General features: G+C 60.3%; 26 protein-coding genes. 19 read left to right on the top strand and 7 right to left on the bottom strand.

The window, feature by feature from the left end; genetic code table 11:
- Positions 1-39 precede the first annotated feature (39 nt).
- Genes WBK19_RS16710 through WBK19_RS16700 form a run of 3 tightly spaced genes read left to right on the top strand, consistent with a single transcriptional unit; the run spans position 40 to position 1,801 of the window.
- On the top strand, positions 40-438 hold the full coding sequence (locus WBK19_RS16710) for a hypothetical protein (protein ID WP_511291731.1): 399 nt from the start codon (positions 40-42) through the stop codon (positions 436-438).
- Between the two features lie 29 nt (positions 439-467).
- Positions 468-1,409 carry a GGDEF domain-containing response regulator gene (locus WBK19_RS16705; protein ID WP_511291729.1) on the top strand — a complete coding sequence of 314 codons (942 nt, stop codon included), beginning with the start codon at positions 468-470 and terminating at the stop codon, positions 1,407-1,409.
- The gene (locus tag WBK19_RS16700; protein ID WP_511291727.1) at positions 1,409-1,801 is read left to right on the top strand and encodes a response regulator; all 393 of its coding nucleotides are present in this window, start codon (positions 1,409-1,411) and stop codon (positions 1,799-1,801) included. Before WBK19_RS16705 ends, WBK19_RS16700 begins: the two co-directional genes overlap by 1 nt.
- A 9-nt stretch (positions 1,802-1,810) precedes the next feature.
- Here the strand turns inward: WBK19_RS16700 and gloB are convergent, their stop codons facing one another.
- Positions 1,811-2,569 carry a hydroxyacylglutathione hydrolase gene (gene gloB, locus WBK19_RS16695; RefSeq protein ID WP_511291725.1) on the bottom strand — a complete coding sequence of 253 codons (759 nt, stop codon included), beginning with the start codon at positions 2,567-2,569 and terminating at the stop codon, positions 1,811-1,813.
- A 28-nt stretch (positions 2,570-2,597) separates the two neighbouring features.
- On the opposite strand from gloB, the gene WBK19_RS16690 reads away from it, so the two are divergent.
- Genes WBK19_RS16690 through WBK19_RS16665 form a run of 6 tightly spaced genes read left to right on the top strand, consistent with a single transcriptional unit; the run spans position 2,598 to position 7,218 of the window.
- Positions 2,598-3,314, top strand: a complete 717-nt coding sequence (locus tag WBK19_RS16690; protein ID WP_511291841.1) for a methyltransferase domain-containing protein — start codon at positions 2,598-2,600, stop codon at positions 3,312-3,314.
- Positions 3,304-3,762, top strand: a complete 459-nt coding sequence (gene rnhA, locus WBK19_RS16685) for a ribonuclease HI (RefSeq protein WP_511291723.1) — start codon at positions 3,304-3,306, stop codon at positions 3,760-3,762. The genes WBK19_RS16690 and rnhA overlap by 11 nt, the downstream gene beginning before the upstream one ends.
- Positions 3,759-4,475 carry a DNA polymerase III subunit epsilon gene (dnaQ, locus tag WBK19_RS16680; protein WP_511291721.1) on the top strand — a complete coding sequence of 239 codons (717 nt, stop codon included), beginning with the start codon at positions 3,759-3,761 and terminating at the stop codon, positions 4,473-4,475. The genes rnhA and dnaQ overlap by 4 nt, the downstream gene beginning before the upstream one ends.
- A 7-nt stretch (positions 4,476-4,482) precedes the next feature.
- Complete coding sequence (locus WBK19_RS16675) at positions 4,483-5,367, top strand: esterase/lipase family protein (RefSeq protein ID WP_511291719.1); 885 nt, start codon at positions 4,483-4,485, stop codon at positions 5,365-5,367.
- Positions 5,364-6,668, top strand: coding sequence for a M18 family aminopeptidase (locus WBK19_RS16670; RefSeq protein ID WP_511291717.1), 1,305 nt, complete (start codon positions 5,364-5,366; stop codon positions 6,666-6,668). The genes WBK19_RS16675 and WBK19_RS16670 overlap by 4 nt, the downstream gene beginning before the upstream one ends.
- A gap of 1 nt (position 6,669) precedes the next feature.
- On the top strand, positions 6,670-7,218 hold the full coding sequence (locus WBK19_RS16665) for a methyltransferase family protein (protein ID WP_511291715.1): 549 nt from the start codon (positions 6,670-6,672) through the stop codon (positions 7,216-7,218).
- Here WBK19_RS16665 and WBK19_RS16660 read toward each other — a convergent pair.
- Together WBK19_RS16660 and WBK19_RS16655 are read right to left on the bottom strand one after the other, a co-directional pair.
- On the bottom strand, positions 7,210-7,545 hold the full coding sequence (locus WBK19_RS16660) for a hypothetical protein (RefSeq protein ID WP_511291714.1): 336 nt from the start codon (positions 7,543-7,545) through the stop codon (positions 7,210-7,212). The two genes, WBK19_RS16665 and WBK19_RS16660, sit on opposite strands and share 9 nt — an antisense overlap.
- Positions 7,542-8,204, bottom strand: coding sequence for a c-type cytochrome (locus WBK19_RS16655; protein WP_511291712.1), 663 nt, complete (start codon positions 8,202-8,204; stop codon positions 7,542-7,544). The genes WBK19_RS16660 and WBK19_RS16655 overlap by 4 nt, the downstream gene beginning before the upstream one ends.
- An 86-nt stretch (positions 8,205-8,290) precedes the next feature.
- Here WBK19_RS16655 and WBK19_RS16650 point away from each other — a divergent pair, with 86 nt between their 5' ends.
- Both WBK19_RS16650 and WBK19_RS16645 read left to right on the top strand, forming a co-directional pair.
- A complete protein-coding gene (locus WBK19_RS16650) occupies positions 8,291-9,550 on the top strand; it encodes an ATP-binding protein (protein ID WP_511291710.1) in 1,260 nt (419 codons plus the stop codon).
- Positions 9,547-10,080: a response regulator transcription factor gene (locus WBK19_RS16645; protein WP_511291708.1), complete on the top strand. Its 534-nt coding sequence runs from the start codon at positions 9,547-9,549 to the stop codon at positions 10,078-10,080. The genes WBK19_RS16650 and WBK19_RS16645 overlap by 4 nt, the downstream gene beginning before the upstream one ends.
- Positions 10,081-10,238: 158 nt before the next feature.
- Here the strand turns inward: WBK19_RS16645 and WBK19_RS16640 are convergent, their stop codons facing one another.
- The 3 genes from WBK19_RS16640 to WBK19_RS16630 are packed head-to-tail and all read right to left on the bottom strand — an operon-like array spanning position 10,239 to position 11,794.
- A complete protein-coding gene (locus WBK19_RS16640; protein ID WP_511291706.1) occupies positions 10,239-10,706 on the bottom strand; it encodes a copper chaperone PCu(A)C in 468 nt (155 codons plus the stop codon).
- Positions 10,707-10,720: 14 nt separating this feature from the next.
- The gene (locus WBK19_RS16635) at positions 10,721-11,323 is read right to left on the bottom strand and encodes an SCO family protein (RefSeq protein WP_511291704.1); all 603 of its coding nucleotides are present in this window, start codon (positions 11,321-11,323) and stop codon (positions 10,721-10,723) included.
- On the bottom strand, positions 11,324-11,794 hold the full coding sequence (locus tag WBK19_RS16630; protein WP_511291702.1) for a hypothetical protein: 471 nt from the start codon (positions 11,792-11,794) through the stop codon (positions 11,324-11,326).
- Positions 11,795-11,992: 198 nt separating this feature from the next.
- On the opposite strand from WBK19_RS16630, the gene nosZ reads away from it, so the two are divergent.
- The 8 genes from nosZ (at position 11,993) to WBK19_RS16590 (ending at position 23,669) form a co-directional block, all read left to right on the top strand.
- Positions 11,993-14,275 carry a Sec-dependent nitrous-oxide reductase gene (gene nosZ / locus WBK19_RS16625; RefSeq protein ID WP_511291700.1) on the top strand — a complete coding sequence of 761 codons (2,283 nt, stop codon included), beginning with the start codon at positions 11,993-11,995 and terminating at the stop codon, positions 14,273-14,275.
- A gap of 83 nt (positions 14,276-14,358) precedes the next feature.
- Positions 14,359-14,667: a c-type cytochrome gene (locus tag WBK19_RS16620; RefSeq protein WP_511291698.1), complete on the top strand. Its 309-nt coding sequence runs from the start codon at positions 14,359-14,361 to the stop codon at positions 14,665-14,667.
- Between the two features lie 110 nt (positions 14,668-14,777).
- Positions 14,778-15,542 (top strand): c-type cytochrome, encoded by a 765-nt coding sequence (locus tag WBK19_RS16615; protein WP_511291696.1) that lies wholly within the window; start codon positions 14,778-14,780, stop codon positions 15,540-15,542.
- Between the two features lie 101 nt (positions 15,543-15,643).
- Positions 15,644-16,618, top strand: a complete 975-nt coding sequence (locus WBK19_RS16610; protein ID WP_511291694.1) for a hypothetical protein — start codon at positions 15,644-15,646, stop codon at positions 16,616-16,618.
- 5 nt (positions 16,619-16,623) lie between these two features.
- Entirely contained in the window at positions 16,624-17,988 is a 1,365-nt protein-coding gene (gene nosD, locus WBK19_RS16605) for a nitrous oxide reductase family maturation protein NosD (RefSeq protein ID WP_511291692.1), read from the top strand.
- Positions 17,985-18,896 carry a 4Fe-4S dicluster domain-containing protein gene (locus WBK19_RS16600; RefSeq protein ID WP_511291690.1) on the top strand — a complete coding sequence of 304 codons (912 nt, stop codon included), beginning with the start codon at positions 17,985-17,987 and terminating at the stop codon, positions 18,894-18,896. The genes nosD and WBK19_RS16600 overlap by 4 nt, the downstream gene beginning before the upstream one ends.
- Complete coding sequence (locus tag WBK19_RS16595; RefSeq protein WP_511291688.1) at positions 18,893-19,870, top strand: NapH/MauN family ferredoxin-type protein; 978 nt, start codon at positions 18,893-18,895, stop codon at positions 19,868-19,870. Before WBK19_RS16600 ends, WBK19_RS16595 begins: the two co-directional genes overlap by 4 nt.
- A gap of 160 nt (positions 19,871-20,030) precedes the next feature.
- Positions 20,031-23,669 (top strand): PAS domain S-box protein, encoded by a 3,639-nt coding sequence (locus WBK19_RS16590; RefSeq protein ID WP_511291686.1) that lies wholly within the window; start codon positions 20,031-20,033, stop codon positions 23,667-23,669.
- Between the two features lie 42 nt (positions 23,670-23,711).
- Here WBK19_RS16590 and WBK19_RS16585 read toward each other — a convergent pair whose 3' ends face one another.
- Positions 23,712-25,385 (bottom strand): methyl-accepting chemotaxis protein, encoded by a 1,674-nt coding sequence (locus WBK19_RS16585; protein WP_511291684.1) that lies wholly within the window; start codon positions 25,383-25,385, stop codon positions 23,712-23,714.
- Positions 25,386-25,467 lie beyond the last annotated feature (82 nt).

Raw genomic sequence — 25,467 nt, 5'->3', positions numbered from 1 at the left:
TTTAGCACACCGCCACACCAGAAATATCAGCAAAAACACATGAAATGGTTCATCGAAGAAATATCCAGGTTAGTTGAGCAACTCAAGCGTTGGCAGACTTGGCTGGTCATCGGATTGATCACTCTTTTTGCCGGATTTGCTTTTTTAATCGGCGGCTTCGCCTTCCGCACAGACGGCATCCTGCTCTATCTCAACCGCACGGCCGGAGCCTGTCGTGAGCTGACCAACGGCATCATCATTTTCATGTTCTGTGGCATGATTTTTTTCATGCTTACCGCCCTGCTGACCCTTGGCGAATTTCAGCGTTATTTCCAGTTCAAGCAACGTGCTGCGCACTATCAAGCCAGCCGCGCGCTGTATTGGGGAATCGGCTGGGCTGTCACGGCCATCAGCATTTCGATTGCTGCGCTGGTTTTCTTCAATCGATATTGCCGCTAGACTGCGTTGATCGAATCCCGGCAGAAACCATGAAAATTCTTGTCGTCGAAGACAGCCGCTCCAACCTCCACCTGCCGATCCAGCATGTGGAGAAATTTGGTGCGACGACGTTTTCCGCCGGAAGCGGCGAGGAGGCGCTGGAGAAATACGCCAGAACCCGCCCTGATCTGGTCTTGCTCGATGTCATTCTGCCCGACATGGACGGTTTTCTGGTCGCCCAGCGTATTCGGGCAATGGAAGGCCCGGGCGAGTGGACGCCGATCATTTTCCTGTCCGCCGAGAGCGATGAAAGCAGCATCGAAAACGGCATTACTGCCGGTGGTGACGATTACCTGCTCAAGCCGGTCAGCGAGATCGTGCTCGGTGCGAAAATCCGCGCCATGCAGCACATCGTGCTGATGCGCTCGTCGCTGATTGCCCTGACGCGCAAACTCGATGCCGCCAACCAGGAACTGGTGCGCATTTCGTCCAGCGACGCGTTAACCGGTGTCGCCAACCGGCGTTATTTCGACGAGGCGATTTCAATCGAATGGCGCCGGGCACGCCGTCACTCGAACAGCATCGCCATGATGATGTGCGATATCGACTACTTCAAGTTATACAACGACACCTACGGCAATCAGGCCGGCGATGAGTGCCTGCGCAAGGTAGCAAAGGCGATTCGCCAGCACACCGAACGTCCTTCCGACATCGTGGCCCGCTATGGCGGCGAGGAATTCGCGGTCGTCCTGCCCGAAACGACGATCAGCGGCGCGCTGATGGTGGCTGAAAAAATCCGCAACGCCATCCGCGAACTCAATATCCAGCACGCCTCCTCACCAGGCGGGACGGTCACCCTGAGCATCGGCCTCGCCTCGGCTGCGCCCGGGTTCGACAACCCGCCGGATGACCTTATCCAGGCAGCCAGCAAGGCGCTGCTCCATGCCAAGCATGGCGGCCGCGATCGCATCTGCCGGGCAGACGAAACCTAGTGGCCAGACGACGCATCTCCATCGTCATCGCTGACGACAACGACATGATGCGCAGCATTCTGCGCGCCATGCTGCGCGGCGAGGAATACGACGTCGTCGGTGAGGCCCGCAACGGGCAAGCTGCCATCGATGTCGTCGATCGCATGAAGCCGGACATCGTCTGCATGGACGTCATGATGCCGGAGAAAAGCGGTATCGAGGCGCTGTGCGAAATCAAGGTAGCCAACCCGGCAACCGAAGTCGTCATGGTGACCAGCAATTCCGATCCGGAAACCGTTCAGGAATCGATCATGAACGGCGCCAGCGGCTTCATCATAAAGCCCTTCAATGCGGCCCGCGTGCTTGATACGCTGGAAAAGGTCAGCAACCGCGTTCGTCAGGCCAAGCCGTAGGGCGACGCCCTAAAAGTCGTTTCGCCAGCTGCGAATGGTTTTGAAAATTGAGGCTTTTTTCCGGTTGACCGTGGAATCCCGCTTTTCGGCGGCGGCAATGACCGCCAGCTCGGCGCAGCGCAGGAAAGGGTTGGTCGCCTTCTCTTCACCAAGCGTCAACGGCACACTGGGCAGGCCCGCCGCCCGCAGCGCTGCAACCTTCGCCACGCGGGCCTGCAAGGCCGCATTTTCCGGCTCGACGGCCAGGGCAAAACGCAGGTTCATCTCAGTGTATTCGTGGGCGCAATAGATCAGGGTGTCGTCCGGCAGGGCGGCAATGCTGTCGAGCGAGGCCGACATCTGTTCCGGCGTGCCTTCAAACAGGCGCCCGCAGCCGGCGCCGAACAGCGTATCGCCACAGAGCAGCACGCCCGGCGCCAGGTAGGCCAGATGTCCGAGCGTGTGCCCGGGAACGGCCATGACATTGACCATCTGGCCCAGCACATCGATCCGCTCGCCGCCTGAAAGTGGACGTGTGCAGCCTGTGATAGACTCATTGGCCGGTGCATGAACCTCGACTGGCCAGCGCGCTTTCAGTTCGGCGACGCCACCCTGGTGATCGGCATGGTGATGCGTGATCAGGATGCCCTCCAGTGTCAGATCGTCGGCCTCCAGACGGGCGATGACCGGAGCTGCATCGCCAGGATCGACGACGACGGCACGCTTGCCGCGGGTCAGCAACCAGATGTAATTATCCTTGAACGCGGGAATGAGCGAAATTTCAAACATACCGGAACTATCGAGCGCCGCGCCCCGGATGTCAATTCCCGGGCTCGATGCCTGGCTGTCTACCGCCGCCGGCCGATATGTGCTGGACTGGGAACAGCGCCAGGTCGACGCGGCCGTGCCCGATGTGTTCGGTTTCCATGCCCTGCAACTCGGCCTGCCGCAGGGCGACTTCCTGCGCGCCAACCGCATCCCACTGCGCCTCAAGGCCGGCGAATACGGCGCGGTCGACCTGCTCTGCAACTGCGCCGCCCTGCCCTTTGCCTCGCTCAGCACCGACCTCGTCGTCCTGCCGCATGTCCTCGAATTCAGCGACGAGCCGCACCAGATATTGCGCGAAGTCGAGCGCATCCTGATTCCCGAGGGACAGGTCATCATCATCGGTTTCAATCCGCTGTCACTGTGGGGCATGAAACGAAAATTCGACGGTAGCGGCGAGTTTCCGTGGAACGGCAGCTACCTGTCGTTGAATCGCCTCAAGGATTGGCTAAAATTGCTCAGTTTTGAAGTCGACCGTGGCCAGTTCGGCTGTTACATCCCGCCGGTCGAACAACTCAAATGGGTGCAACGCTGGCAGTTCATCGAAACGGCCGGCAACCGCTGGTGGAATTTCTCCGGCGGCGTCTACGTGCTACGCGCCATCAAACGCGTACACGGCATGCACCTGATCACCCCCAACTGGCGAAACAAGTCGGTGCGCGCCAAGGCGCTGCGCCCGATCGCTCAAAAGGAAGGCCATGGCCGCTGAAGAAATCGTTGAAATATTTACCGATGGTGCCTGCAAGGGCAATCCCGGCCCCGGCGGCTGGGGCGCCATCCTGCGCCTCGGCCAGCACGAGAAGGAACTGTGGGGCGGCGAGAAGGAAACGACCAACAACCGCATGGAACTGACCGCTGCCATCCGCGCCATCGAGGCGCTCAAGCGGCCCATCGGCGGCAAAATCTTCACCGACTCGCAGTACGTCATGAAGGGCATCAACGAGTGGATTCACGGCTGGAAGAAAAACGGCTGGAAAACCGCCGACAAGAAGCCAGTCAAGAACGCCGACCTGTGGCAACTGCTCGACGCTCAGGTCCGGCTGCACAAGCTCGAATGGATCTGGGTCAAGGGCCATGCCGGCCATCCGGAAAACGAACGGGCCGATGCCCTGGCCAATCGCGGCATCGATGAATTGAGAAACAGGGAAGCAGCATGAGACAGATCGTCCTCGACACCGAAACCACCGGCCTCGACCCCCGCTCGGGCCACCGCATCATCGAAGTGGCTTGCATCGAGATGGTCAACCGCCGCTTCACCGGCCACCATCTGCACAAATACCTCAACCCGGAACGCGAAATCGACGAAGGCGCCCAGGCGGTGCACGGCATCACGCTTGAATTCCTCGCCGACAAGCCGAAATTTGCTGACATCGCCGACGAGTTTCTCGAATTCATCAACGGCGCCGAACTGATCATCCACAACGCGCCCTTCGACATCGGCTTCCTCAACGCCGAACTCGACCGCCTCGGCCGCGTGCCGGTCGGCACCATCTGCGGCAAGGTGACCGACACCCTGCGCATGGCCAAGGATCTGCACCCCGGCAAACGCAACAGCCTCGATGCGCTGTGCGAACGCTACGAAATCGACAACTCCAGCCGCACCCTGCACGGCGCCCTGCTCGACACCGAGCTGCTAGCTGAAGTATTCCTGGCCATGACGCGTGGCCAGAACTCGCTGATGATCGAGCCCGACGCCGCACCGCGCCCGAACATCGGCGCCGACGGTCTGGTCCGCGAGCGCAAGCCGCTCACCGTTCGCCGCGCTTCACCCGAGGAACTGGTCGAACACGAGCTGGTTCTCGCTGCCATCAACAAGGAATCCAAAGGCGCCTGCCTGTGGCTGCCCAAGCCTGACGCCGAAGCGGCCTGAACCCGACATGGTCCCTATTTCGCTGTTTATCTGGATCGTGCTGGAAGTCAGCGGCTACCTTTACATCGGCCGCCATGTCATGCACCTCGACTGGCCGCTGGCCATCATCGGAGCGATCAACTGCCTGCTTGGCCTGCGTTTCTGGATGAACGCGACAACCTGGTTCTTCGGCATGAAATTCGCCTCGCCGGCCCCGGCACTTGGCTTTGGCAAACGCTTCCGGATCATGGCTGGCGAATACTTCGCCTTCCTGCTCACCTTTCTGCTCGTCATCCCCTTCGAGCGCCTGTGGATGCCGGCCGACCGCCTGCTCCCCGGCCACAAACCGATCCTGCTCGTCCATGGCTACGGCTGCAGTCGCGGTGTCTGGTGGCTGCTCCGTCGTCGCCTCGAAGCAGCCGGCCACAGCGTTGCCACGGTCAGCCTGGCGCCGCCCTATACCAGCATGGGTAAGCTGGTGCCGCTCCTTACCCAGCGCATCGAGGAAGTCTGCGCCGACACCGGCAGCAAGCAGGTAACCCTCGTCGCGCACAGCATGGGCGGCCTTATTTGCCGCTCCTATCTGGCCCGCCACGGCATCGAACGCGTCGACCGCTTATTTACCTTGGCCACGCCGCACGCAGGAAGTCTTTTGAGCAAAATCGGCTTCGGCCAGAATTCCCGCGAGATGACACCCGGCTCCTTGTGGCTGCGCGACATGGCCACCGAGACCATCAAGATTCCCGCCGTCAGCCTGCGCAATGCCTACGACAATTACGTCATGCCGCAGGACAACCAGCGCCTGCCCGGCGCCCGCGATGTAGAACTGCCGGCAGTCGGACACATCGCGATGCTTTATGATGATCGGGTTGCCCGACAGTTGATCGAATTGCTGAAACTCAAGAAACCATGAACATTCCCGCCGCTACCCGCGCTCAGGCGCAGGACCTGCTCGATTTCATCGACGCCAGCCCCAGCCCCTGGCACGCCGTCCAGACCTGCGAAGGGCGACTGACCGCGGCCGGTTTCTGCCGGCTGGAAGAGTCGGACCGCTGGACGTTGACTGCCGGCGGCCGCCACTACGTTGTACGCGGCGGTTCATCGATCATCGCCTTCGTCGTCGGTAGCCAGCCAGCGGCGACGACCGGCCTGCGCCTGATTGGCGCCCATACCGATTCACCAGGCCTGCGCCTCAAGCCGAAGCCGGCTGAAGACGCCGCCGGCATGGTGCGCCTCGGCGTCGAAGTCTATGGCGGTCCCATCCTCGCCACCTTCGCCGACCGTGACCTGTCGCTGGCCGGGCGCGTCAATGTCCGCGTGCCGGGCGGCTTCGAAACTCGGCTGGTGCGCTTTGCCGACCCGCTGCTGCGCCTGCCCAACCTCGCCATTCACATGAATCGCGAGGTCAACGAGAATGGCCTGAAATTCAACAAGCAGACCGAACTGCCCTTGCTGCTCGGCGTTTCCGAAGATGACACGAAGGCCGAAGCGCGCTTCCGCCAGCCGATCGCTGCCGAACTCGGTGTCGAGCCGGGCGACCTGCTGACCTGGGAACTCAACGCCTACGACACGCAAAAAGGCGCCTTTTGGGGCGTTGACCGTGAGTTCGTTGCCAATAGCCAGCTCGACAACTTGGCCTCCTGCCACGCTGCGCTGAGCGCCCTGCTCGCCACCAGCGAGCCAGCCGCCACGTGCCTGTGCGCCTTCTTCGACCACGAGGAAGTCGGTAGCGAGAGCGCCACGGGCGCCGGTGGCAGCTTCGTGCAGGATGTCATCGCCCGACTGGCCACCAGCGCCGGCCTCGATAGCGAAGATCAGCGTCGCATGCTGGCGCGGAGTTTCTTCATCAGCGCCGACATGGCGCACGGCTGGCACCCCAATTTCCCAGCCGCCTACGAGCCCAGCCACCACGCGCTGGTCAACGCTGGTCCGGTCATCAAGAGCAACGCCAACCAGCGCTACAGCACCAGCGCCGAGACGGCGGCCCGCTTCATGGCCATCTGCGAAAAAGCCGGCGTGCCCTGCCAGCAATACGCCCACCGCACCGACCTTGGTTGCGGCAGCACCATTGGCCCCATCGTCGCCTCGCGCCTCGGTATCCCCAGCGTCGATGTCGGCTCGCCGATGTGGGCCATGCACAGCATCCGCGAAAGCGCCGGTGTTCTCGACCACGGCTACATGATCGCGGCCCTTACCGCCTCATTCTCGAACTGACATGAACGATCTGATCACCTTCCTCGCCGGCTCCGGCATCGTCATCTGGCTTTCGCGAAAAGCCCTGCTCAAACCGGGTAGCCACGGTTTCTACCGCTTCTTTGCCTGGGAAGCCATCCTCGGACTGATTGTGCTCAACCACGGCGTGTGGGGCGAAGATCCGTACTCGCCGCACCAATTCACATCTTGGATGCTGATGCTGCTCAGCATGTTCCTGGTCATCGCCGGGGCACGCACACTGACCCGCCATGGCGCAGCCAATGCCCAGCGTGATGATGGCTCGTTCTACGAATTCGAGAAAACGACGCAGGTAGTGTCGCATGGCATCTTCGGCTACATCCGCCATCCGATGTACTCGTCCTTGCTGGCGCTGGCCTGGGGTGCCTACTTCCAGGACCCGAGCATGATCGGCACGCTCATCGCCGGTGTCGCATCCATTTCGCTGTGGCTGACCGCCGTTACCGACGAGCGCGAATGCCTGGCCTATTTCGGCGACGCCTACGCCAACTACATGCAGCGGACCAAGCGCTTCATCCCCTTCCTACTCTGAAGGCTGCTTCGTCCCCATCATTTCATTGCAGGTCGCCCGGCCAAAGGTTTCAGCCTTTTTCGGGCTGGAAATCTGCGGCTCTTCGTAGATTCGCCGGATGATGTGATTGGTGATGCGCGCGCCATCGCTGCCGTCTTCGTCGAAGAGTTTCATCGGCCGGCCTTTGTCGCGGCTGTAGAAAGCCTGCAGCGCGTGGTCGCGGACGCGTTCGCAGAAGCGGATGCGCTGGGCATCCGGCATGCTGTCATCGATCGGTCCGGGGTGGCCGTGGGCGATGGCGCCAGAAGCGGCCAGCGAAGTCATCAGGGTCAGGGCAAGACGTTTCATTCTTTCGGCTCCTGTATCGACGTGAGATAGGCCAGGATGTCCTGGATATCCTGCGGCTTGAGGGCATTGAGCAAACCGACGGTGCCCTCTTCGTCATGCGGCCGGTCGCCCTTGAGGTAGAGATCGACCTGACGCTGCAGATAATTGGTGTACTGGCCGACGAGCATCGGGAACATGCCGCGGCCCTTGCCGGTCTTGCCGTGACAGGCGGCGCACTGCTTCTGATAAAGCTTCTCGCCATGGGCCAGATCGCCCTCGGCGCGCGGGATGATCATCACCTTTTCGGCCATCAGCAGCCTGGTCAGCGCGTCCTCCGTACCTTTGTAGGTTGGCATTTTGGTATCGAGCTCGATACCGGCCAGATAGGCGGAAATGTCCTTGATATCTTCATCGGACAGCTCGCGCTCCTGCGTGTAGGGGAACATCGGGATATTGACCCGCGTCCGCGCGCGAAAATTCTTCAACTGGCTTTCGATGTATTTGACCTGCTGACCGGCGATGCGTGGGTACTCGCCCTTCTTGCCGCCCTGGCCGTTGTCGCTGTGGCAGGCGGCGCAAGTACCGTTGATTTCCTTGCCTTTTTCGCGGTCGACCGCAGCCGCCGGAAGGCTCAGCGCAAGTACGGCAAGCAAGAGGGGAAAACGCAGGATATTCAGCATGCAGGACAACTCCCGGGATCGATGCGGCGAATTGTCGCACCTCTCAAGCGACTGAAAATTGACACAAATCACGCATAATTCGGCCCATGGCATTTACCCCGTGCACGACTGCGAATACCGACCACCTGGCCAACCTGCGCCGCCTGGTTATCGGTCGCTGGGTAGTGCTCGCCGTGCTGGCCCAACTCATCATGGTCGGCCCCGGCCTGCTCGACATTCCCGTACCGCAGGTGCCGCTCCTCGGCATCATCGCCATCGCCCTGCTGTTCAATGCCATCGCCCAGTGGCGGGTAATCCGCTCGCAAACCGCCACTGCCAACGAACTGTTCAGCCAGCTGCTGTTCGACGTCGGCATGCTGAGCGCTGTCGTCTTCCTCAGCGGCGGTGCCGCCAATCCGCTCGTTTCGCTGCTCCTGCCGCCGGTCGCCGTCGCCGCGCTGACCTTGCCGGCGCGTTGCGTGGCCATCGTCACCGCCGTCGCCATTGCCGCCTATTCGCTGCTCATGCTCTATTACGTCCCGCTGCCAATGCCCGACGCAACGCGCGCGACGCGCCTGCACCTGGGCGGCATGTGGCTGATTTTCGTCGTCTCGGCCGTCATGATCGGCTGGATCATCGTCCATACCACCCGCGTCATTCGCCAACGCGATGCCGAACTGGCCACCGCCCGCGAACAGGGCCTGCGCGATGAACGGGTCGTCGCCATGGGCACGCTGGCCGCCGGCGCCGCCCACGAACTCGGCACGCCGCTCGGCACCATGGCTCTGCTCGCCGGTGAGCTGGCCAACGACGCGACCCTGGGCGAACCGGTTCGCGACGACCTCAAACTGCTCCTGCAACAGATCGCTCTCTGCAAGGAAATCGTCACCGGCCTGTCGCGCCGGGCCGGGGCCGAACGTCTGGAAAACGCCCCGCTGCAAGCCGCCAATCGCTGGCTCGATCACCTCCGCCAGAACTGGCACGCCGCCCGCCCGCAAGCCAGCAGCCGGCTGATCATCGCCAGCGACGGAGAGGCGCCGGAAATCGTCGCCGACCCAAGGCTCGAACAAGCCGTGCTCAACCTGCTCAACAACGCCGCCAACGCCACGACCATCCCGCTAGAAATACGCCTGAGCTGGTGCACCGACAACCTGTGCATCGAGATCCGTGACCGCGGCCCCGGCTTTCCCGAGCAGGTGCTTGAACTGGGCGGCCAGGAGAGCTTTCCCGCGCACGAACGCGGCAGTGGCGTCGGCCTGATGCTGACGCGCAGCGCCGTTGAACAACTCGGCGGCACCCTGACGCTGCTGAATCCCGAAGAAGGGGGCGCCCTCGCCCGCATCGAACTGCCCCGGATAAAGACATGACCGAACCAACGCTGATCATCGACGACGACCCGAGCTTCAACGCCATTCTCGTGCGCACGCTGGAAAGACGCGGCCACCCGGCGCACGGTGCACTCGACGCGGCATCGGCGTTAGCAGCGGCAAAGGAAATGCAGGCCGGGCGCGTCGTCCTCGACCTCAACCTGAACGGCAGCTCCGGCCTGGCGCTGATCCCCCAACTGCTGGCCATCAACTCGGAATGCCGGATCGTTGTCCTGACCGGCTACGCCAGCATCGCCACCGCCGTCGACGCGGTCAAGCTCGGCGCCGTTCAGTACCTCGCCAAGCCGGTCGAAGTCGAAGCCATCCTCTCCGCCCTCGACGCTGACGACGGCCCGGATTTCGACGTGCCGGCCTCGGACGAACCGCTGTCGGTCGACCGCCTCGAATGGGAACACATCCATCGCGTCCTCAACGAAAACGACGGCAACGTCTCAGCCACAGCCCGCGCCCTGAAAATGCACCGGCGGACTCTGCAGCGCAAACTGTCGAAACGGCCGGTCAAGACCTGAGTGGCTCAGGCGAAAAACGAATAGAGCAGCAGCACGACGATCAGAACGAATAGAACCATGAACATGGTTTCAGCCCGGTTCAGTGTGTGGTGAATAGCCAGCAAACCGGCTGACCGCAGACTTCCACGGTCAACCGGAAAAAACGGCCAAAATCAAAATCAGTGTTTGTGATCCATGGCGGCCGGCATCGGTGCGGCCATCGGGCGGACGACCTTGGCGTCGACCTGCTTGGTGCTGCCGTCGTCGAAGCTCAGGGTGATCGGCACGACGTCGCCTTCCTTCATCGGCGCCTTGATGTCGATCATCATGACGTGCAGGCCGCCCGGTTTGAGGACGGCTTCGCCCTTGGCCTTGACCTCGATGCTCGGCACCGGGCGCATTTTCATGACGCCGCCATCGTTGATATGGGTATGCAGCTCGGTGACTTTGGAGATCGGGTTGTCGGCCTTGATCACTTTGACATCCTTGTCGCCGTTGTTCTTGATGACCATGAAGGCGCCGGTGGCCGGGGCGTTGGGCGGGGCCAGGCGGACATACGGATCCTGAACCGACACGTTGTCGGCGGCGCCGGCCAGGACGCCGGCCGAGAACATCAGGCTGGCTGCAAGCAGGGACAGTTGTTTCATGGGCTTACTCTCCTTCAGGGTTGGTTCAAGTATTTGCGAATGGCGACGACGACCTGATCGGGCGGCGTGGCGTGCACCATCTTGGCGACCAGTTGGCCGTCCGGGCCGACGATGAAGGTATCGGCCGAGTGGTCGACGACGTAGCCGCCACCGGCTGTTTCGATCTTCTGCTCGGCGTAGAACACACCGTAGCGCTTGGCGATTTCGGCGATGTTTTCCGGCGTACCGGTGACGCCGACGATGGCCGGATGGAAAAATTCAACATATTCCTTGAGGCGTTCGGGCGTATCGCGTTTCGGGTCGACCGAGACGAAGATCATCGCCACCCTGGCCAGTTCCTCGGGCGTCAGCTGCTTGAGTCCTTCGGCCGTCGCCGCCAGCGAGGTCGGGCAGATATCGGGGCAAAAGGTGTAGCCGAAATAGACGAGCACCAGCTTGCCGCGATAATCATTGAGCGAGATTGGTCCGCTCGCCGACTGCAGCGTGAAATCGCCACCAGCCGCGATGAACGCTCTGGGCAGGGACCGCTCGGGCATTTCCGGTTGCCAGAAGAGGACGACGCCGAGTATCAACGCAGCCAGCAAGCCGGCGATTGCCATCAGTATGCGTTCGGCCATTTAGTGCGACTCCCCGGTCGTGAAGCGGTAAGGAATCGCCACCCGCTCACTGCCTGTTTCAATAAGCACCGTCGCCTGCCAGTCCATGCTGCCGGTGATGCAGACCGGCAACGTCACTTCGGCGGCATAGCTGCCGGCGCCACGCACCGTCAACTCGGGCCGGTTGTAGCCCATATTCATCTCGATGCCGGAGAAATCGACCTCGACGCGGGCCGGCGAAAACCCGCTGGTCGCTACCTCGACCTCGAACGGTTTGACCAGCGGCACCGGGCGCGTCCCCATCGACAGGGTGACATTGCCGCCGGACGGCAGGCCCACGCTGCAGGCCTCGCGCTGCAGGTTGCAGACGGGATCGGGCTGAACGGTGACGTCGGCTTTGGGCAGGAGCATCGGCGACAGCTTGTAACCAACGACTACAACCAGAGCGATCAATTCCAGACCAATGACGTCAATCAGTATTTTTTTGTTCACAAGTGTGCTTCTGGACCTTGGGTCATTTGGATCAATGGATTGTCGCCGAACGCAGTTGTTTGGATTTAACAAACATCAATTCTTTCACAGTCGGCGAAGAATACAGTGTGCGGCAAATTGTCGCAGTGACACTCTGTCGCAGGCGCCAATGGGGGAAATGGAAGTTTTTTGCTTCTGGTGCTCATGGGAGAAATAGAGATGAAAAAATTTGTAGTGAAATCTACCGCGCTGCTGCTCGCCGCCGGTTTCGCAGCGACGGCGTATTCTGCCGAATCGCTGCAGGACGTCATGAAGCGTCGCGGCCTGAGCCAGCAGGATTTGCTTGCCGCATCCAAGACCTACGTCCCGACCGGCAAGCGCGATGAATTCATCGCCTTCAGTTCCGGCGGCCAGTCGGGTCAGGTTCTGGTGTATGGCATTCCGTCCATGCGCATCCTCAAGTACATCGGCGTGTTCACGCCGGAACCTTGGCAGGGCTACGGCTTCGATGAAAACTCCAAGGCTGTTCTGCGCCAGGGCAACATCGACGGCAAGGAAATCAACTGGGGCGATACGCACCACCCAGCCATGTCGGAAACCCAAGGCAAGTACGACGGCCAGTTCCTGTTCATCAACGACAAGGCCAATCCGCGCCTCGCCGTGATCGACCTGCGTGACTTCGAAACCAAGCAGATCGTGGTCAACCCGATCTTCAAGTCGGAACACGGCGGCGCCTTTGCCACACCGAATACCGAATACGTCATCGAAGCCGCCCAGTACGCCTCGCCGCTCGAGAACAAGAAGTTCTACCCGCTTGAAGAATTCAACGAAAAATATCGCGGCGGTATCACCTACTGGAAATTCGACCGCAAGGAAGGCCGCCTCGATCCGAAGCAATCCTTCTCCCTCGAACTGCCGCCGTACTCGCAGGATTTGTCCGACGCCGGCAAGGGTCCGTCCGACGGCTGGTCCTTCACCAACTCATTCTGTTCCGAGCGTTACGTTGGCGGCATCGAAAAAGGTCGTCCGCCGTATGAAGCCGGTTGCTCCGCCAAGGACACCGACTATCTGCACGTGATCAACTGGAAGAAGGCGGCCGAACTGGTTGCTGCCGGCAAGGCCAAGAAGATCAACGGCCACAACGTGCTGATGATGGAAACGGCGATCAAGGAAGGCATCCTCTTCCTCGTCCCGGAACCGAAGTCGCCGCATGGCGTCGACGTCACCCCGGACGGCAAGTTCCTGACCGTCGCCGGCAAGCTCGACACCCACGTCTCCGTCTATTCCTTCGAGAAGATCATGGCCGCCATCAAGGCCGGCAAGTTCGAATCCAAGGATCCGTACGGCATTCCGGTCATCGGAATGAAGGATGCGCTGCACACCCAGGTCCAGCTCGGCCTCGGCCCCTTGCACACCCAGTACGATTCCAAGCCCTGTATCGCCTACACCTCGCTGTACGTCGATTCCCAGGTCGTCAAATGGAATCACTGTGATGGCAAGGTCCTCGACAAGATCTCGGTGCACTACAACATCGGTCACCTGATGACCATGGAAGGTGACTCGATGGATCCGAAGGGTCGCTACCTGGTGGCGCTGAACAAGCTGTCAATCGATCGCTTCAACCCGGTTGGCCCGCTGCATCCGCAGAACCACCAGCTCATCGACATCAGCAACGACAAGATGCAACTCCTGTACGACATGCCGCTACCGCTGGGCGAGCCGCACTATGTGGTTGCCATCGAAGCTTCGAAGCTGAAGCCGGGCGTTCGCTACAAGGTAGGCACCGATTCCCGTACCGACAAGCCGCACCCGGGTGCCGTTCGTGCTGGTGAGGAAGTCACCACCAAGAAGGGCAACAAGATCGAGGTCAAGGGTACGCTGATCCGTTCGCACATCACGCCGGAAACCATCGAAGCTGAAGTCGGCGACGAAGTGACCATCCACCTGACCAACCTCGAACGTGCTCAGGACGAAACCCACGGCTTCACGGTTTCGACCTTCAATGTGCACGCCTCGGTTGAACCGGGCAAGACGGTCACCGTCAAGTTCAAGGCTGACAAGGAAGGTGTGTATCCGTACTACTGCACCGAGTTCTGCTCCGCACTGCACCTTGAAATGCAGGGTTACCTGCTGGTCAAGCCGAAGGGCTGGAAGCCGGGCAAGGTTGAAGCGGCCAAGGCCGTCTATACCGAAACCGACTACAAGGCTACGGTCAAGAAGGTTGCTGACACCCAGGTCGTCATTGATTCCGTCGTTGGTTACATCACCAGCGTGAACTTCAAGGACTTCCCGGATGTGGTCAACATGGTTGACGACGCAACCGACCAGCTCAACAAGATGAAGGAAGCCAAGGCCAAGCACGAAGCCGCAGCCGCCAAGAAGGATTGGGACCAGGCGAACCTGTGGGCTGAGCAAGTCTGGCAATACCAGGTCAAGGCAGCCGACATCGGCCTGCGCGCCAAGACCTACCTTGAGCAGAACGGCGCCAAGAAGGTCAAGTAATAAACAAACTTGATCTGACTTAAGGCAATCAGCGGGGAACAGAGCGAATCTGTTCCCCGTTTCACATTCAGGAGGGAATAACCATGAAATATGTAATGACTTTGATTGCTGCGGCAATCGTCGCCACACCAGCCTTCGCCGCACTTGATGGCGCCAAGCTTTTCGCCGAAAAAACCTGCAACGCCTGCCACGGTGCCAAGGCTGACAAGCCGCTGATGCCCAACTATCCGAAGTTGGCCGGCCAGAATGCCGCCTACGCTGAAGCGCAAATGAAGGACATCAAGAGCGGTGCCCGTAACAACGGCCAGACTGCCGCCATGAAGGGCGTCATGCACCTCGTCAATGACGAGGAAATCAAGGCAATTTCGGAATACCTGTCTAAACTCAAATGATTGGATGAAGCCGGAATTTTCGGCTTCTGACCAACATCAAGGAATGCTGATATTCACCATGCAACAATGACCTCAGCGTTCCGAATCCTCTGCCATAAAGGAAACCAAACATGAAACTATCACTCCTTTTGATCAGCCTGCTAACCGCAGGTATTGCATTTGCTGGCCCTCCCGCCCCGAAAAGCGAAGGCATCGAAGGTAAGGACTACAAATGGAACGCTCAAGGTGGCGAAAAGAGCGAAGCATTAAACAAGAAAGGTGACGCAAAAGCTGGCGAAGAAGGTTATGAAACCTGCGGAGCCTGTCACCTTCCATCTGGTGCCGGTCGTCCTGATGGCACCTTCCCGCAGCTCGCCGGCCAGCACACCACCGTGCTGATCAAGCAGATGGCCGACATTCGCGCCGGCCTGCGCGACAACCCGACGATGTACCCCTTCGCCGCGACGCTGACCGATGCCCAGGAACTGGCCAATGTCGCCGCCTACATCGAGAAACTCTGTATTCCGCCTGACCACGGCCATTACGACTCAAAGCCTGGCGACACTCTGGACAAGAACTGGAAGGCCCCGGCCGACACCGACAAGCGCATTGCCGAAGGCAAGGCGCTGTACGAAAAGGAATGTCTGGAATGCCACGGCAAGAACGGCGAAGGCAACAAGGAAAAGTTCTATCCCGTGATCGCCGGTCAGCACTACAAGTACCTGCTGCGCCAGATGACCGAGATTCGCAACGGCCATCGCCGCAACGCCAATCCGGACATGGTCAAGATCATCAAGAAGTACAGCGATGATCAGCTGATTTCGATCTCGGCCTATCAGTCCAGCCTGGTCATGCCGGGCAACATGTGCAAGCCTAAGGCCGGCAAGAAGAAGTAAACGAACTTGATCTGTCGTCCCCGCGCAAGCGGGGACCCGGACGCATGGATTCCCGCTTTCGCGGGAATGACAGTGCCGCAACAAGAGCAGAGAACAGCAAAATGGAAAAACAAAACAAAATCATCGGTGGCCTGACCCTGATCTCCCTGATCTGCCTGGTCGCTGCGTACTTTGCGCCAATCTGGTGGGTTTCCCTGACCGCCCCGAATTACCCGCCTGACGCCTTCCCCGATGGCATCCGCATCCATTTCCATTTCGATGGCGTCTATAACGGCTGCAAGGCGGCCGGCAAAGGCACACGGATGGCCAACGAGATCATTCAGAAAGATCTCGCTCACGACGACGAACGTTACAACCCGGTGACCGACGCCGCAAAAAATGTCGACAAGGGCGCCGAAGGCCTCGATTGCGTCCATGAAATGAACACCATCAACCACTACGTCGGCATGTTCCCGATCGCCACCGGCGCGCCGGTCGAAAAGCCGCTGGCCAAGTTCTTCTTCGGCTTCTTTGCCGTGATGATGCTGGCTTTCACGGTCAACCGGAAAAAACCGCGAATTTTGATATTGAGCGCCGGCTTCGCCGCCGTCGCCGCCTGGATGCTGGTCGACCAGTTCATGCTCGGCCACCTCGAAAGCCACGTCCAGGCCTACATGCAGGAATCCGGCACCTTCTTCAAGGACATGGAGCGCATCAACGTCTGGGGCGACAACGTCCGCAACGTCTCGAAGATCGTCATCTTCGGCCTCATCGCAGTCATGGCCATCGTCATTGCCGGCACGGCCAAAATCAAGCCATTCCAGTTGCTCCTAGCGCTGGTCCCGGCTCTGCTCCCGGTCTTCTTCGTCATCACCTACGCCGGCTGGCTGTGGTTCTTCGGCCACAACATGCACCCGTGGGGCGCCTTCACCGTCAAGCCTTTCATGCCTACCGTCTTCGGCGAAGGCAAGGTTGCGCAGTTCTCGACCTTCTCCTACCCGTACTGGGGCTATGGCCTGCTCGTCGCGATTTTCATCTGCATGATGCTGGCCCTGCTCATCCGGCGCAAACAGTTGCGCGAAGGTACAGCCGAGTAAGCGCCGTGCGGCACCTTCAAACCCTGGCCAAAGGAGGGCTCACGATTGCCCTTCTCCTGACCATCTCAAACAGCTTCTCGGAGCAGCAACTGGGAGCCGGTGCCGACTTGAGTACTGCACCGCGAGTCGAAATTGACCGACCGAAACCGACCTACATGCTGCGTGAGCGCAACGCCCGGGTCCATGGCCTGAAGCCGTTTCAGGACCTCGTCGACAAGGCCCCGGCCGGATCGGTGCTTAAACCTCCACCGGGCACCTATTCCGGCCCTGTCGTCATCAACAAGCCCTTGACCATCGACGGTGGCGGCAAGGTCACCATCGATGCCGGCGACAGAGGCACGGTGATGGTCCTGAATGCCAGCAATTCGGTCCTTCGCGGTCTGCATTTGACGGGTTCTGGCGACTCGCACGATACCGATGACTCGTGTCTGGATGTCCGCGGGCATCACAACACCGTTGAAAACATTGAAATCGACAACTGCCTGTTTGGCCTCGACTTCAAACAATCGAACAATAATGTCATTCGCAACAACACCGTCCGCTCCAAAGACCGGGAACTCGGTGTGCGCGGCGACGGACTTCGGCTGTGGTACAGCAACGACAACCTGATCGAAAATAACCAGATCATCGATTCCCGGGACATGGTGGCCTGGTATTCGAACAAGAACATCTTCCGTGACAATCTTGGGAGACGTAGCCGTTACTCGATCCACTTCATGTTTGCCAACGAGAATATCGTTGAAAACAACCAGTTCTACGACAACGCAGTCGGTATCTATTTCATGTACACCGAGGGCGGCGTGGCGCGCAACAACATCATTTCGCACGCCACCGGCGCCACCGGCATGGGCATCGGCTTCAAGGAAGCCTCGGGCACGATCATCGAGAACAACGAAATCATCTACTGCGGCGTCGGCATCGGCTCCGACCTCTCGCCCTTCCAGCCCGACAGCACTATCGAAATCCGTGGCAATCGCTTCGCCTACAATGGCATCGGCATCCTGTTCAACAGCGAAACCGGTCACAACAACATGGTCGACAATATTTTCGAGGGCAATCTGACGCAGGTCAGCTACGGCGGCCACGGCGACAACAACAACAGCCCGAAGAACGTCTGGATCGGCAACTACTGGGATGACTATCAGGGCTTCGACCGCAACAACGACGGTGTCGGCGACAAGACCCATGAGCTCTACGCCTACGCCGACCAGATCTGGATGGAACTGCCCATCGCCCGCTTTTTCCGCAGCTCGCCGGTCATGGAGCTGCTCGATTTTCTTGAACGCCTGGCCCCCTTCTCCACACCGGACCTGATCTTGCGCGACGAAAAGCCGCGCTTCGTCAAACCTGAAAGAACGGCACGATCATGAGCGAGATCGACAACGAAGTCGGTAGCGAATCTGGCAACGACAACAACGGCGATAACAGCAACGCGCCCCGCCAACCGGCTGGCAACGGCAAACCGGTCGTCTCGATTGCCAAGCGGCAGACCAACCGGCGTCGCGTGCTGCGCACCATCCTGCTCACCGGCGGCGTGCTCGGCGCCGCGCTGTCCGGCTTCCTGCCCCTCGTCTACGCCCAGAAAAAACGCCTGCGCCCACCCGGCGCGCTCGACGAGAAGGACTTTCTCGGCAGCTGCATCAAGTGCGGCCAGTGCGTCCAGGTCTGTCCTGTCTCGGCCATCAAGCTGGCTGACCTGGTCGACGGCGTTGGCGTCGGCACGCCCTACATCGATGCCCGTAGCCAGGCCTGCGATTTTTCCTGCGATGCCGTGCAGTGCGTCCTGGCCTGCCCGACCGGTTCGCTGACTTACCACAAGCCCGACTTCCTGCCGGTTCGCCCCGGCGCCGCGCTGGCTGCCAAGCCCATCCTGCTCGCCAAGGAAAATGACCCCGAGCCGACGCTCAACATGCACGAGCGTATCGGCGTCGCCCGCCTGACCCGTCCGGAAGCCTGCCTGGCCGTCCAGGGCAAGGGTTTCAAGGGGCAAACCCGCGGCGCCGAGTTCAAGGGCAAGTTGCGCTACATGGATGTAGACCGCTGGAAACCGGTCAAGGTCAGCAGCCATCCCTACGAACTCGCCGAATGCGATCTGTGCGTTCGCCAGTGCCCGGTCAAGGGCGCCATTTCCATCGAAACGGTGTTCGCGCCGGATGGCAGCAAGCACAAGTCGCCGGTCGTCCATGAACCCTGCGTCGGTTGCGGCGTCTGCGAAATGGTCTGCCCGGTCGAACCCACTGCCATCACCATCGAAGCCGGCGAGGTCTGGAAAATATGAGCGCGCTTCTCAAACGTCGGTTTTTTGATCAGATCAAGGTCCTGTTCGGCGCCGAGCCGACCAAGTCGAAAGAAATCAGCCCGGCCGCCCAGCAGATTCACTTCTACAAGAAGGGCAACCGCAACCTCATCGCCGAGAAGGCGCATGCCCGCGCCCATGTCACCCCGAGCCACAAGTGGCGCAACCGCCGCTGGGCGACGCTGATTTTCGCCAACCTGCTGTTCACGCTGTCCTTCGGCCTTGACATCCAGATTCTCGAAGGGGCGCTGACCGCCTCGCGCTTTGTCGGCTTCCACCTGATCGACCTCAACTCGGCGCTGCAGGTCATGCTCGCCCACAAGCACATCATCAACAACCTGCTGATCGGCACTGGCACAGTGCTCGTGCTGTGGGCACTGCTCGGCGGCCGCACTTTCTGTTCGTGGGTTTGTCCCTACCATCTGATCGCCGAATGGGCCGAGAATATCCATCTCTTCCTGGCCAAGAAGAAGCTGGTCACCGACCAGAACATGGACCGTCGCCTGCGCACCGTTTTCTGGATCATCTTCGCGCTGCTCGCCCTGGCCACCGGCTACACCGTCTTCGAGGCCATTTCACCGACCGGCATCCTGTCCCGCGCCCTGATCTACGGCCCGGGCCTGGCCCTGCTCTGGGTGGTCGCCCTGCTCTTCTTCGAAGTCTTCTTCTCGCGCCGCGCCTGGTGCCGCTACGCCTGCCCGATCGGCCTGACCTACGGCGTCGTCGGCATCGTCTCGCCGGTCCGCATCATCTACAAGCTCGATGGTTGCTTCCACGAAGGCGATTGCCGCAAAGTCTGCCTCGTGCCGCACGTACTGGACACCGTCATCAAGGGCCGCGCCGTCGAGACGGAAGTCCCGATCGGCCCCGACTGCACGCGCTGCGGCTTGTGCGTCGACGTCTGCCCGACCGGCTCGCTGTCGTTCGAGGTCAAGGGCCTGTCCAAACTGGCTTGAATTTTGGCCGTTTTTTCCGGTTGACCGTAGCATTCGAACATTTAGGCTGAGCCAGAAAAATCAGGGTAGCATTGCCTTGCATCTCCATCAAAAGGGATGCCAAAAGTGATAAAGTTCAGAAAAATATCTGAACTCACTTTCGCCACCTGAAGGCCCATGCATGAGCTTGAACCTCTTCCGGAAGACCTCGCTCAAGACCAGACTGACCCTCTTTACGCTGGCCGTCTTTTTGATCGGCATCTGGTCGTTGGCCTTCTACGCCAGTCGGATGCTGCGCGAAGACATGCAACACCAACTGGGCGAACAGCAGTTTGCAACCGTCAATCTGGTTGCCGCACAAGTGAATTCCGAGCTGGAAGAGCGTTTGAAGGGCCTGGAGAAAGTCGCATCCGAAATTACGCCGGGTATGCTGAACAAGGCTGACAGCCTGCAGGCATTTCTCGAACAGCGCCCGATTCTGCAACTCATGTTCAACGGTGGCGTCCGTATCGCCGGACCGGATGCACTGGCAGTCGCCTCCGTGCCCTATTCCGATGAGCGGGTGAGCACTAGTTACATCGATCGCGACTACATGATCGGCGCCCTCAAGGAAGGCAAATCGACCATTGGTCGCCCGGTGCTCGGCCGGGTTTTGCAGGCCCCGGTCATTGGCATGGCGGTGCCCATTCGCGATGGCAAGGCTCAGGTCATCGGCGCACTGGTCGGGGCGATCAACCTCGGCAAGCCCAATTTCCTCGACCGGGTGACGTCAAGCCGTTTCAGCAAAACCGGTGGCTACCTGGTGATTGCGCCGCAACATCAGTTGATCGTGACCGCCACCGACAAGAGCCGAATCATGCAGGCAGCCCCGTCGCCCGGGGTGAACAAGATGCACGACCGGTATGTGCAGGGATTTGAAGGCTATGGCATTGCCGTCAGCTCGCGGGGGGTCGAGGAGTTGTCGGCGGCCAAGAGCATCCCGGTGGCCGGCTGGTTCATCGTATCCGCGCTCCCCACCGAAGCAGCCTTTGCCTCGATCACCGCCATGCGTCAGCGCATCCTGCTTGCCACCGGCCTGCTTACCCTGCTGGCCGGCGCCCTAGTCTGGTGGATGACGGCGTGGATGTTGCGGCGGCAGTTTGCGCCGATGATTGCTGCGACCAAGGCACTGACCACACTGTCCAATGCAAGCCAGCCGCCCCAACTATTGCCGGTGGACCGGCAGGATGAAATCGGCGAACTGATCGGTGGTTTCAATCGTCTGCTCGAAAGTCTGATTCATCGCGAATCCGCCCTGCAGGAAAGCCGGGAAGACTATCGCCGCCTGGTAGCCGACCTTCAGGTCGGCGTCCTTATCCAGTCACCCACTTCAGAAATTCTCCAGTGCAACCGGACTGCGCTTGAGCTGCTCGGGTTCGAAGAAAGCCAATTACTCGGCAAGACCAGCTTCGATCCGGACTGGAATGTCATTCACGAAGATGGCTCGCCCTTCCCCGGCCCCGAGCATCCGGTGCCGCAAGCAATCGCCACAGGACTGCCCGTCGAAAACGTCGTGATGGGCATTTACCGCCCGACCAGCCATGACCGTGCCTGGCTACTACTCAGCGCCAAGCCGGATCTGGCGGCTGATGGCAGCCTGCGCCAGGTCATTTGCACCCTCATCGACATCAGCGAGACGAAACGCGCCGAACGGCACGACCTGTTCCGCACCCATGTTCTGGAGCTTCTGGCCGGCGGCGAACCGCTCCCCGATGTGCTTGAAGCCCTCGTGCGCGGAGCAGAGCAACTCTATCCGGCGATGCTGTGCAGCATCATCCTGCTCGACAGCGAAGGAACGCACATCGAGAAGGGCATCGCGCCCAGCCTCCCCAACTTCTACAACAAGGCCCTCGAAGGCCTTGCCATCGGCATGGGCGTCGGCTCTTGCGGCACGTCCGCCTTCACGGGACAGCGCGTCATCGTCGAGGATATCGCAACGCATCCCTACTGGGTGCCCTACAAGGAACTGGCCGCCAGCGCCGGACTCGGTGCCTGCTGGTCGCAACCCATCCTCGCCTCGGATGGCCGGGTGCTCGGCACCTTCGCCATCTACCACCGCCAGCCGCACACGCCGGCTGACTACGACATCTACCTCATCGAGCAATGTGCCCGCCTGGCCAGCATTGCCCTCGAGAAAAAACTGGCCGAGGAAAGACTCCAACGCAGTGAAGCCCACTACCGGTTGCTGACCGAGGATGTGCAGGATGTCGTCTGGAAAACCGACAGCAATTTCATCATCACCTACATCAGTCCATCGGACGAGCGAATTCGCGGCTTTCGCCCCGACGAGGTCATTGGGCAGCACATCTTTTCACTTTTCAATGAAGAGGGGCGGGCCACGGTCAGCAGCATCATGCAGCAGCGCCAGGAAATGCTGCAACAGGGGGTTCCGCTCGGGTCGATCACCTTCGAGGCGCTGCATCGCTGCAAGGATGGTCATCTGGTCTGGGGAGAAATCCTGTCAAAACCAGAAATCGACATCACCGGGAAGATCATCGGTTATCACGGCATCACCCGGGAAATCACCGAACGCAAGAACACCGAGGCAGAACTCAGGCGCCACCGCGATCACCTCGAAGAACTCGTCGAGCAACGCACCGCCGCGCTGTCGATTGCCAAGGAAGCGGCCGAAGCGGCCAGCCGCGCCAAGAGTACTTTCCTCGCCAACATGAGCCACGAATTGCGAACGCCGATGAACGCCATCATGGGCATGACCGGTCTGGCATTGAGAAACGCAACCGATCCCAAGTTGCGTGACCAGCTCGCCAAAGTCACCCAGGCCTCTCACCATCTGCTGCAGGTCATCAATGACATCCTCGACATTTCCAAGATTGAAGCCGACCGGCTGAGTCTCGATGCCATCGATTTCACCTTGGCGACACCGCTCGAAAACCTGAGCAATCTGGTCCTCCCGGCCGCCATGGCAAAAGGGCTGACGTTCAGCATCGACATCGCGCCCGACCTAGCCCGCCAGCGGCTCAGCGGAGATCCCTTACGCCTGGGTCAGATACTCCTCAATCTGGCCAGCAACGCCATCAAGTTCACCAACGAGGGCTCGGTCAGCCTCGATGTCTCGGTCACCGAAGAGACGAATGAAGACATCGTCATTCGCTGCGCCGTGTCCGACACCGGAATCGGCATATCGGCCGAGGATCAGGCCCGGCTGTTCCAGGCTTTCGAGCAATCCGACAATTCGATGACCCGCAAATATGGCGGCACCGGACTGGGGCTGGCCATCAGCAAGCGCCTGGCGGCGGTGATGGGCGGTAGCATCGGCGTCGACAGCCAGCCCGGGTCAGGCAGCACATTCTGGTTCACGGCCAGGCTGAAAAAGTCGACCGCCAAGCTTGAGCCGGTACGGCCTGCCTCAGCCAACCTGTCCGAAGAAATGCTGAAGGCTGACTACGCCGGGGCGCGCATCCTGCTCGCCGAAGACGAGCCGATCAACCAAGAGGTTTCGCGCGAATTGCTTGAATCGGCTGGCCTTGTCGTCGATCTCGCCGAGGATGGTGTCGAGGCGGTCGAACTGGCCAGGCGCACCGCCTACGATCTGATCCTGCTCGACCTGCAAATGCCAAAAATGAACGGCATCGAAGCATCGCAGATCATCCGCGCCCTGCCGGGCCGGGAAGCTGTTCCGATTCTGGCCCTGACGGCGAATGCCTTCACCGGCGACCGGCAAAAATGCATAGACGCCGGCATGAACGACCATATTAGCAAGCCGGTTGATCCCGAACAGCTATTTGCCACCCTGTTCAAATGGCTGTCCAAGCCGATTTGAATTTTGGCCGTTATTTCCGGTTGACCGTGGAACTCACGCCCGTCAGATCCTGAACGTCTCAGCCAGCCGCCGTAACTCGCCGGACAGCTCATTGACCTCACCGGCCAGCGAAGCCGCCGCCTGACTGGCATGCGATCCCTGCTCGGTCATCTGGGCGACGCGCTCGACGTTCTGGGCAATCTCGCGGGCGGCCGTGCTCTGCTCGCGGATCGCCAGGGAAATTTCATTGACCGCCTCGGCCACCTGCCCCGAACTAACCTGAATCGTTCCAATCGACTGCTCGGCCTGATGAGCCAGATCGACACCGGACTGGACCTGCTCGACGCTGTTTTCCATTTCGGCAACGGCGTGGCGGGAACTGGCCTGCACTTTATCGATCATGCCGGCGATTTCCTTGGTCGACGAGGCAGTACGTTCCGCCAGCTTACGCACCTCATCGGCGACCACGGCAAAACCGCGCCCCTGCTCACCAGCGCGTGCCGCCTCGATGGCGGCATTGAGGGCCAGCAGGTTGGTCTGGTCGGCGATCTCCTTGATGACGTTGACGATGGTCGAGATCTCGACCGTATAGGATTCGAGTTCGCGAATGGCCGTCGCCGAGCCGTTTACCGTATCGGCAATGTGGGTCATTTCATTCGCGGCGCGCTGGATGACGCCGCCGCCTTCGCGCGAGGCGCTGCCTGAGGCACGGGAGAGCGTATCCGCCTCGGTTGAAAACTCGGTGACATGGTCAATCGACACCGACAATTCCTCGACCGAAGCGGCCATGTTGGTAGCCACTTCCGATTGGGCGGATGCCGCACTCGCCGACGCCTGGCTCGAATCGGCGAGACGCCGGGCCATCGTGTCGAGCTTGGCCGTGCTCTGACGGAGCATGGCGGCCATTTCCTGGAAATGATTGCGCATGATGGCAAGTTGTGCCAGCAATTGGCCGACTTCGTCATCGCCATGCACGGGAATCGGCTGGCTGAGATCCATGGCCGCCATGCGCCGGGCGGCATCGATGGCGGCACTGACCGGCCGGTTGAATTCGCGAATGATCACCCAGGCCAGCGGCGGCCAGGCGAGCAGGGTCAGCCCGCCAATGATCAACATGGCCTGATGCAGGCCGGCAATGCGCCCGGCGACCTCCGGTGTCAGGGTCGAAACTGGCACGGCTGCGACAACCTGCAGACCCAACCCGAGACTCAGGCAGACAATGACGATGGACGCCAGCGTCGACAGCCACAGCCGCTTGCTCAGATCGATATCGTTGAGCCGCCGGAACAGCCGTTTCAACAGCCCGCCACGGATGCTCCCCTGTTCGAGCAGCAAGGTCGAATCACGGCGCATTTGCTCATACAGGGCGCTCGCGGCGCGAATCTCGGCGGCGCTCGCCGTGGTCCGTACCGACATGTAGCCGCCCGAAGACAGCGGCGTGGCCATCGCCTTGACCCAGTAGAAACTGCCGTCCTGGCGCCGGTTCTTGACGACGCCTCCCCATGGCTTTCCCCGCTCGAGCGTAGCCCACATGTCGCGAAATGCCTCGGCTGGCATATCCGGATGGCGAACGATGTTGTGGGGTTGACCGATCAATTCCTCGCGGCAAAAGCCGGCGGCTTCGACGAAATCATCATTGACGTAGGTGATCAGGCCTTTTTCATCGGTCCGGCTGATGATGCTGCACTCCGGACGGATAGCGTATTCACGATCAAAAACCGGCTGATTATTTTTCATATTTTTGAACTTTTCGGAATTTTTCAACCATAACAGAGGCACTCAAACCATGCAATTACGACAAAAGTAATAATACGAACAA

The sequence above is a fragment of the Azonexus sp. genome (genome assembly GCF_049652925.1).
In the GTDB taxonomy this organism is placed as follows: domain Bacteria; phylum Pseudomonadota; class Gammaproteobacteria; order Burkholderiales; family Rhodocyclaceae; genus Azonexus.
The sequence above is the reverse complement of the archived record's forward strand: the minus strand, read 5'-3'. Positions and strand labels throughout refer to the sequence as shown.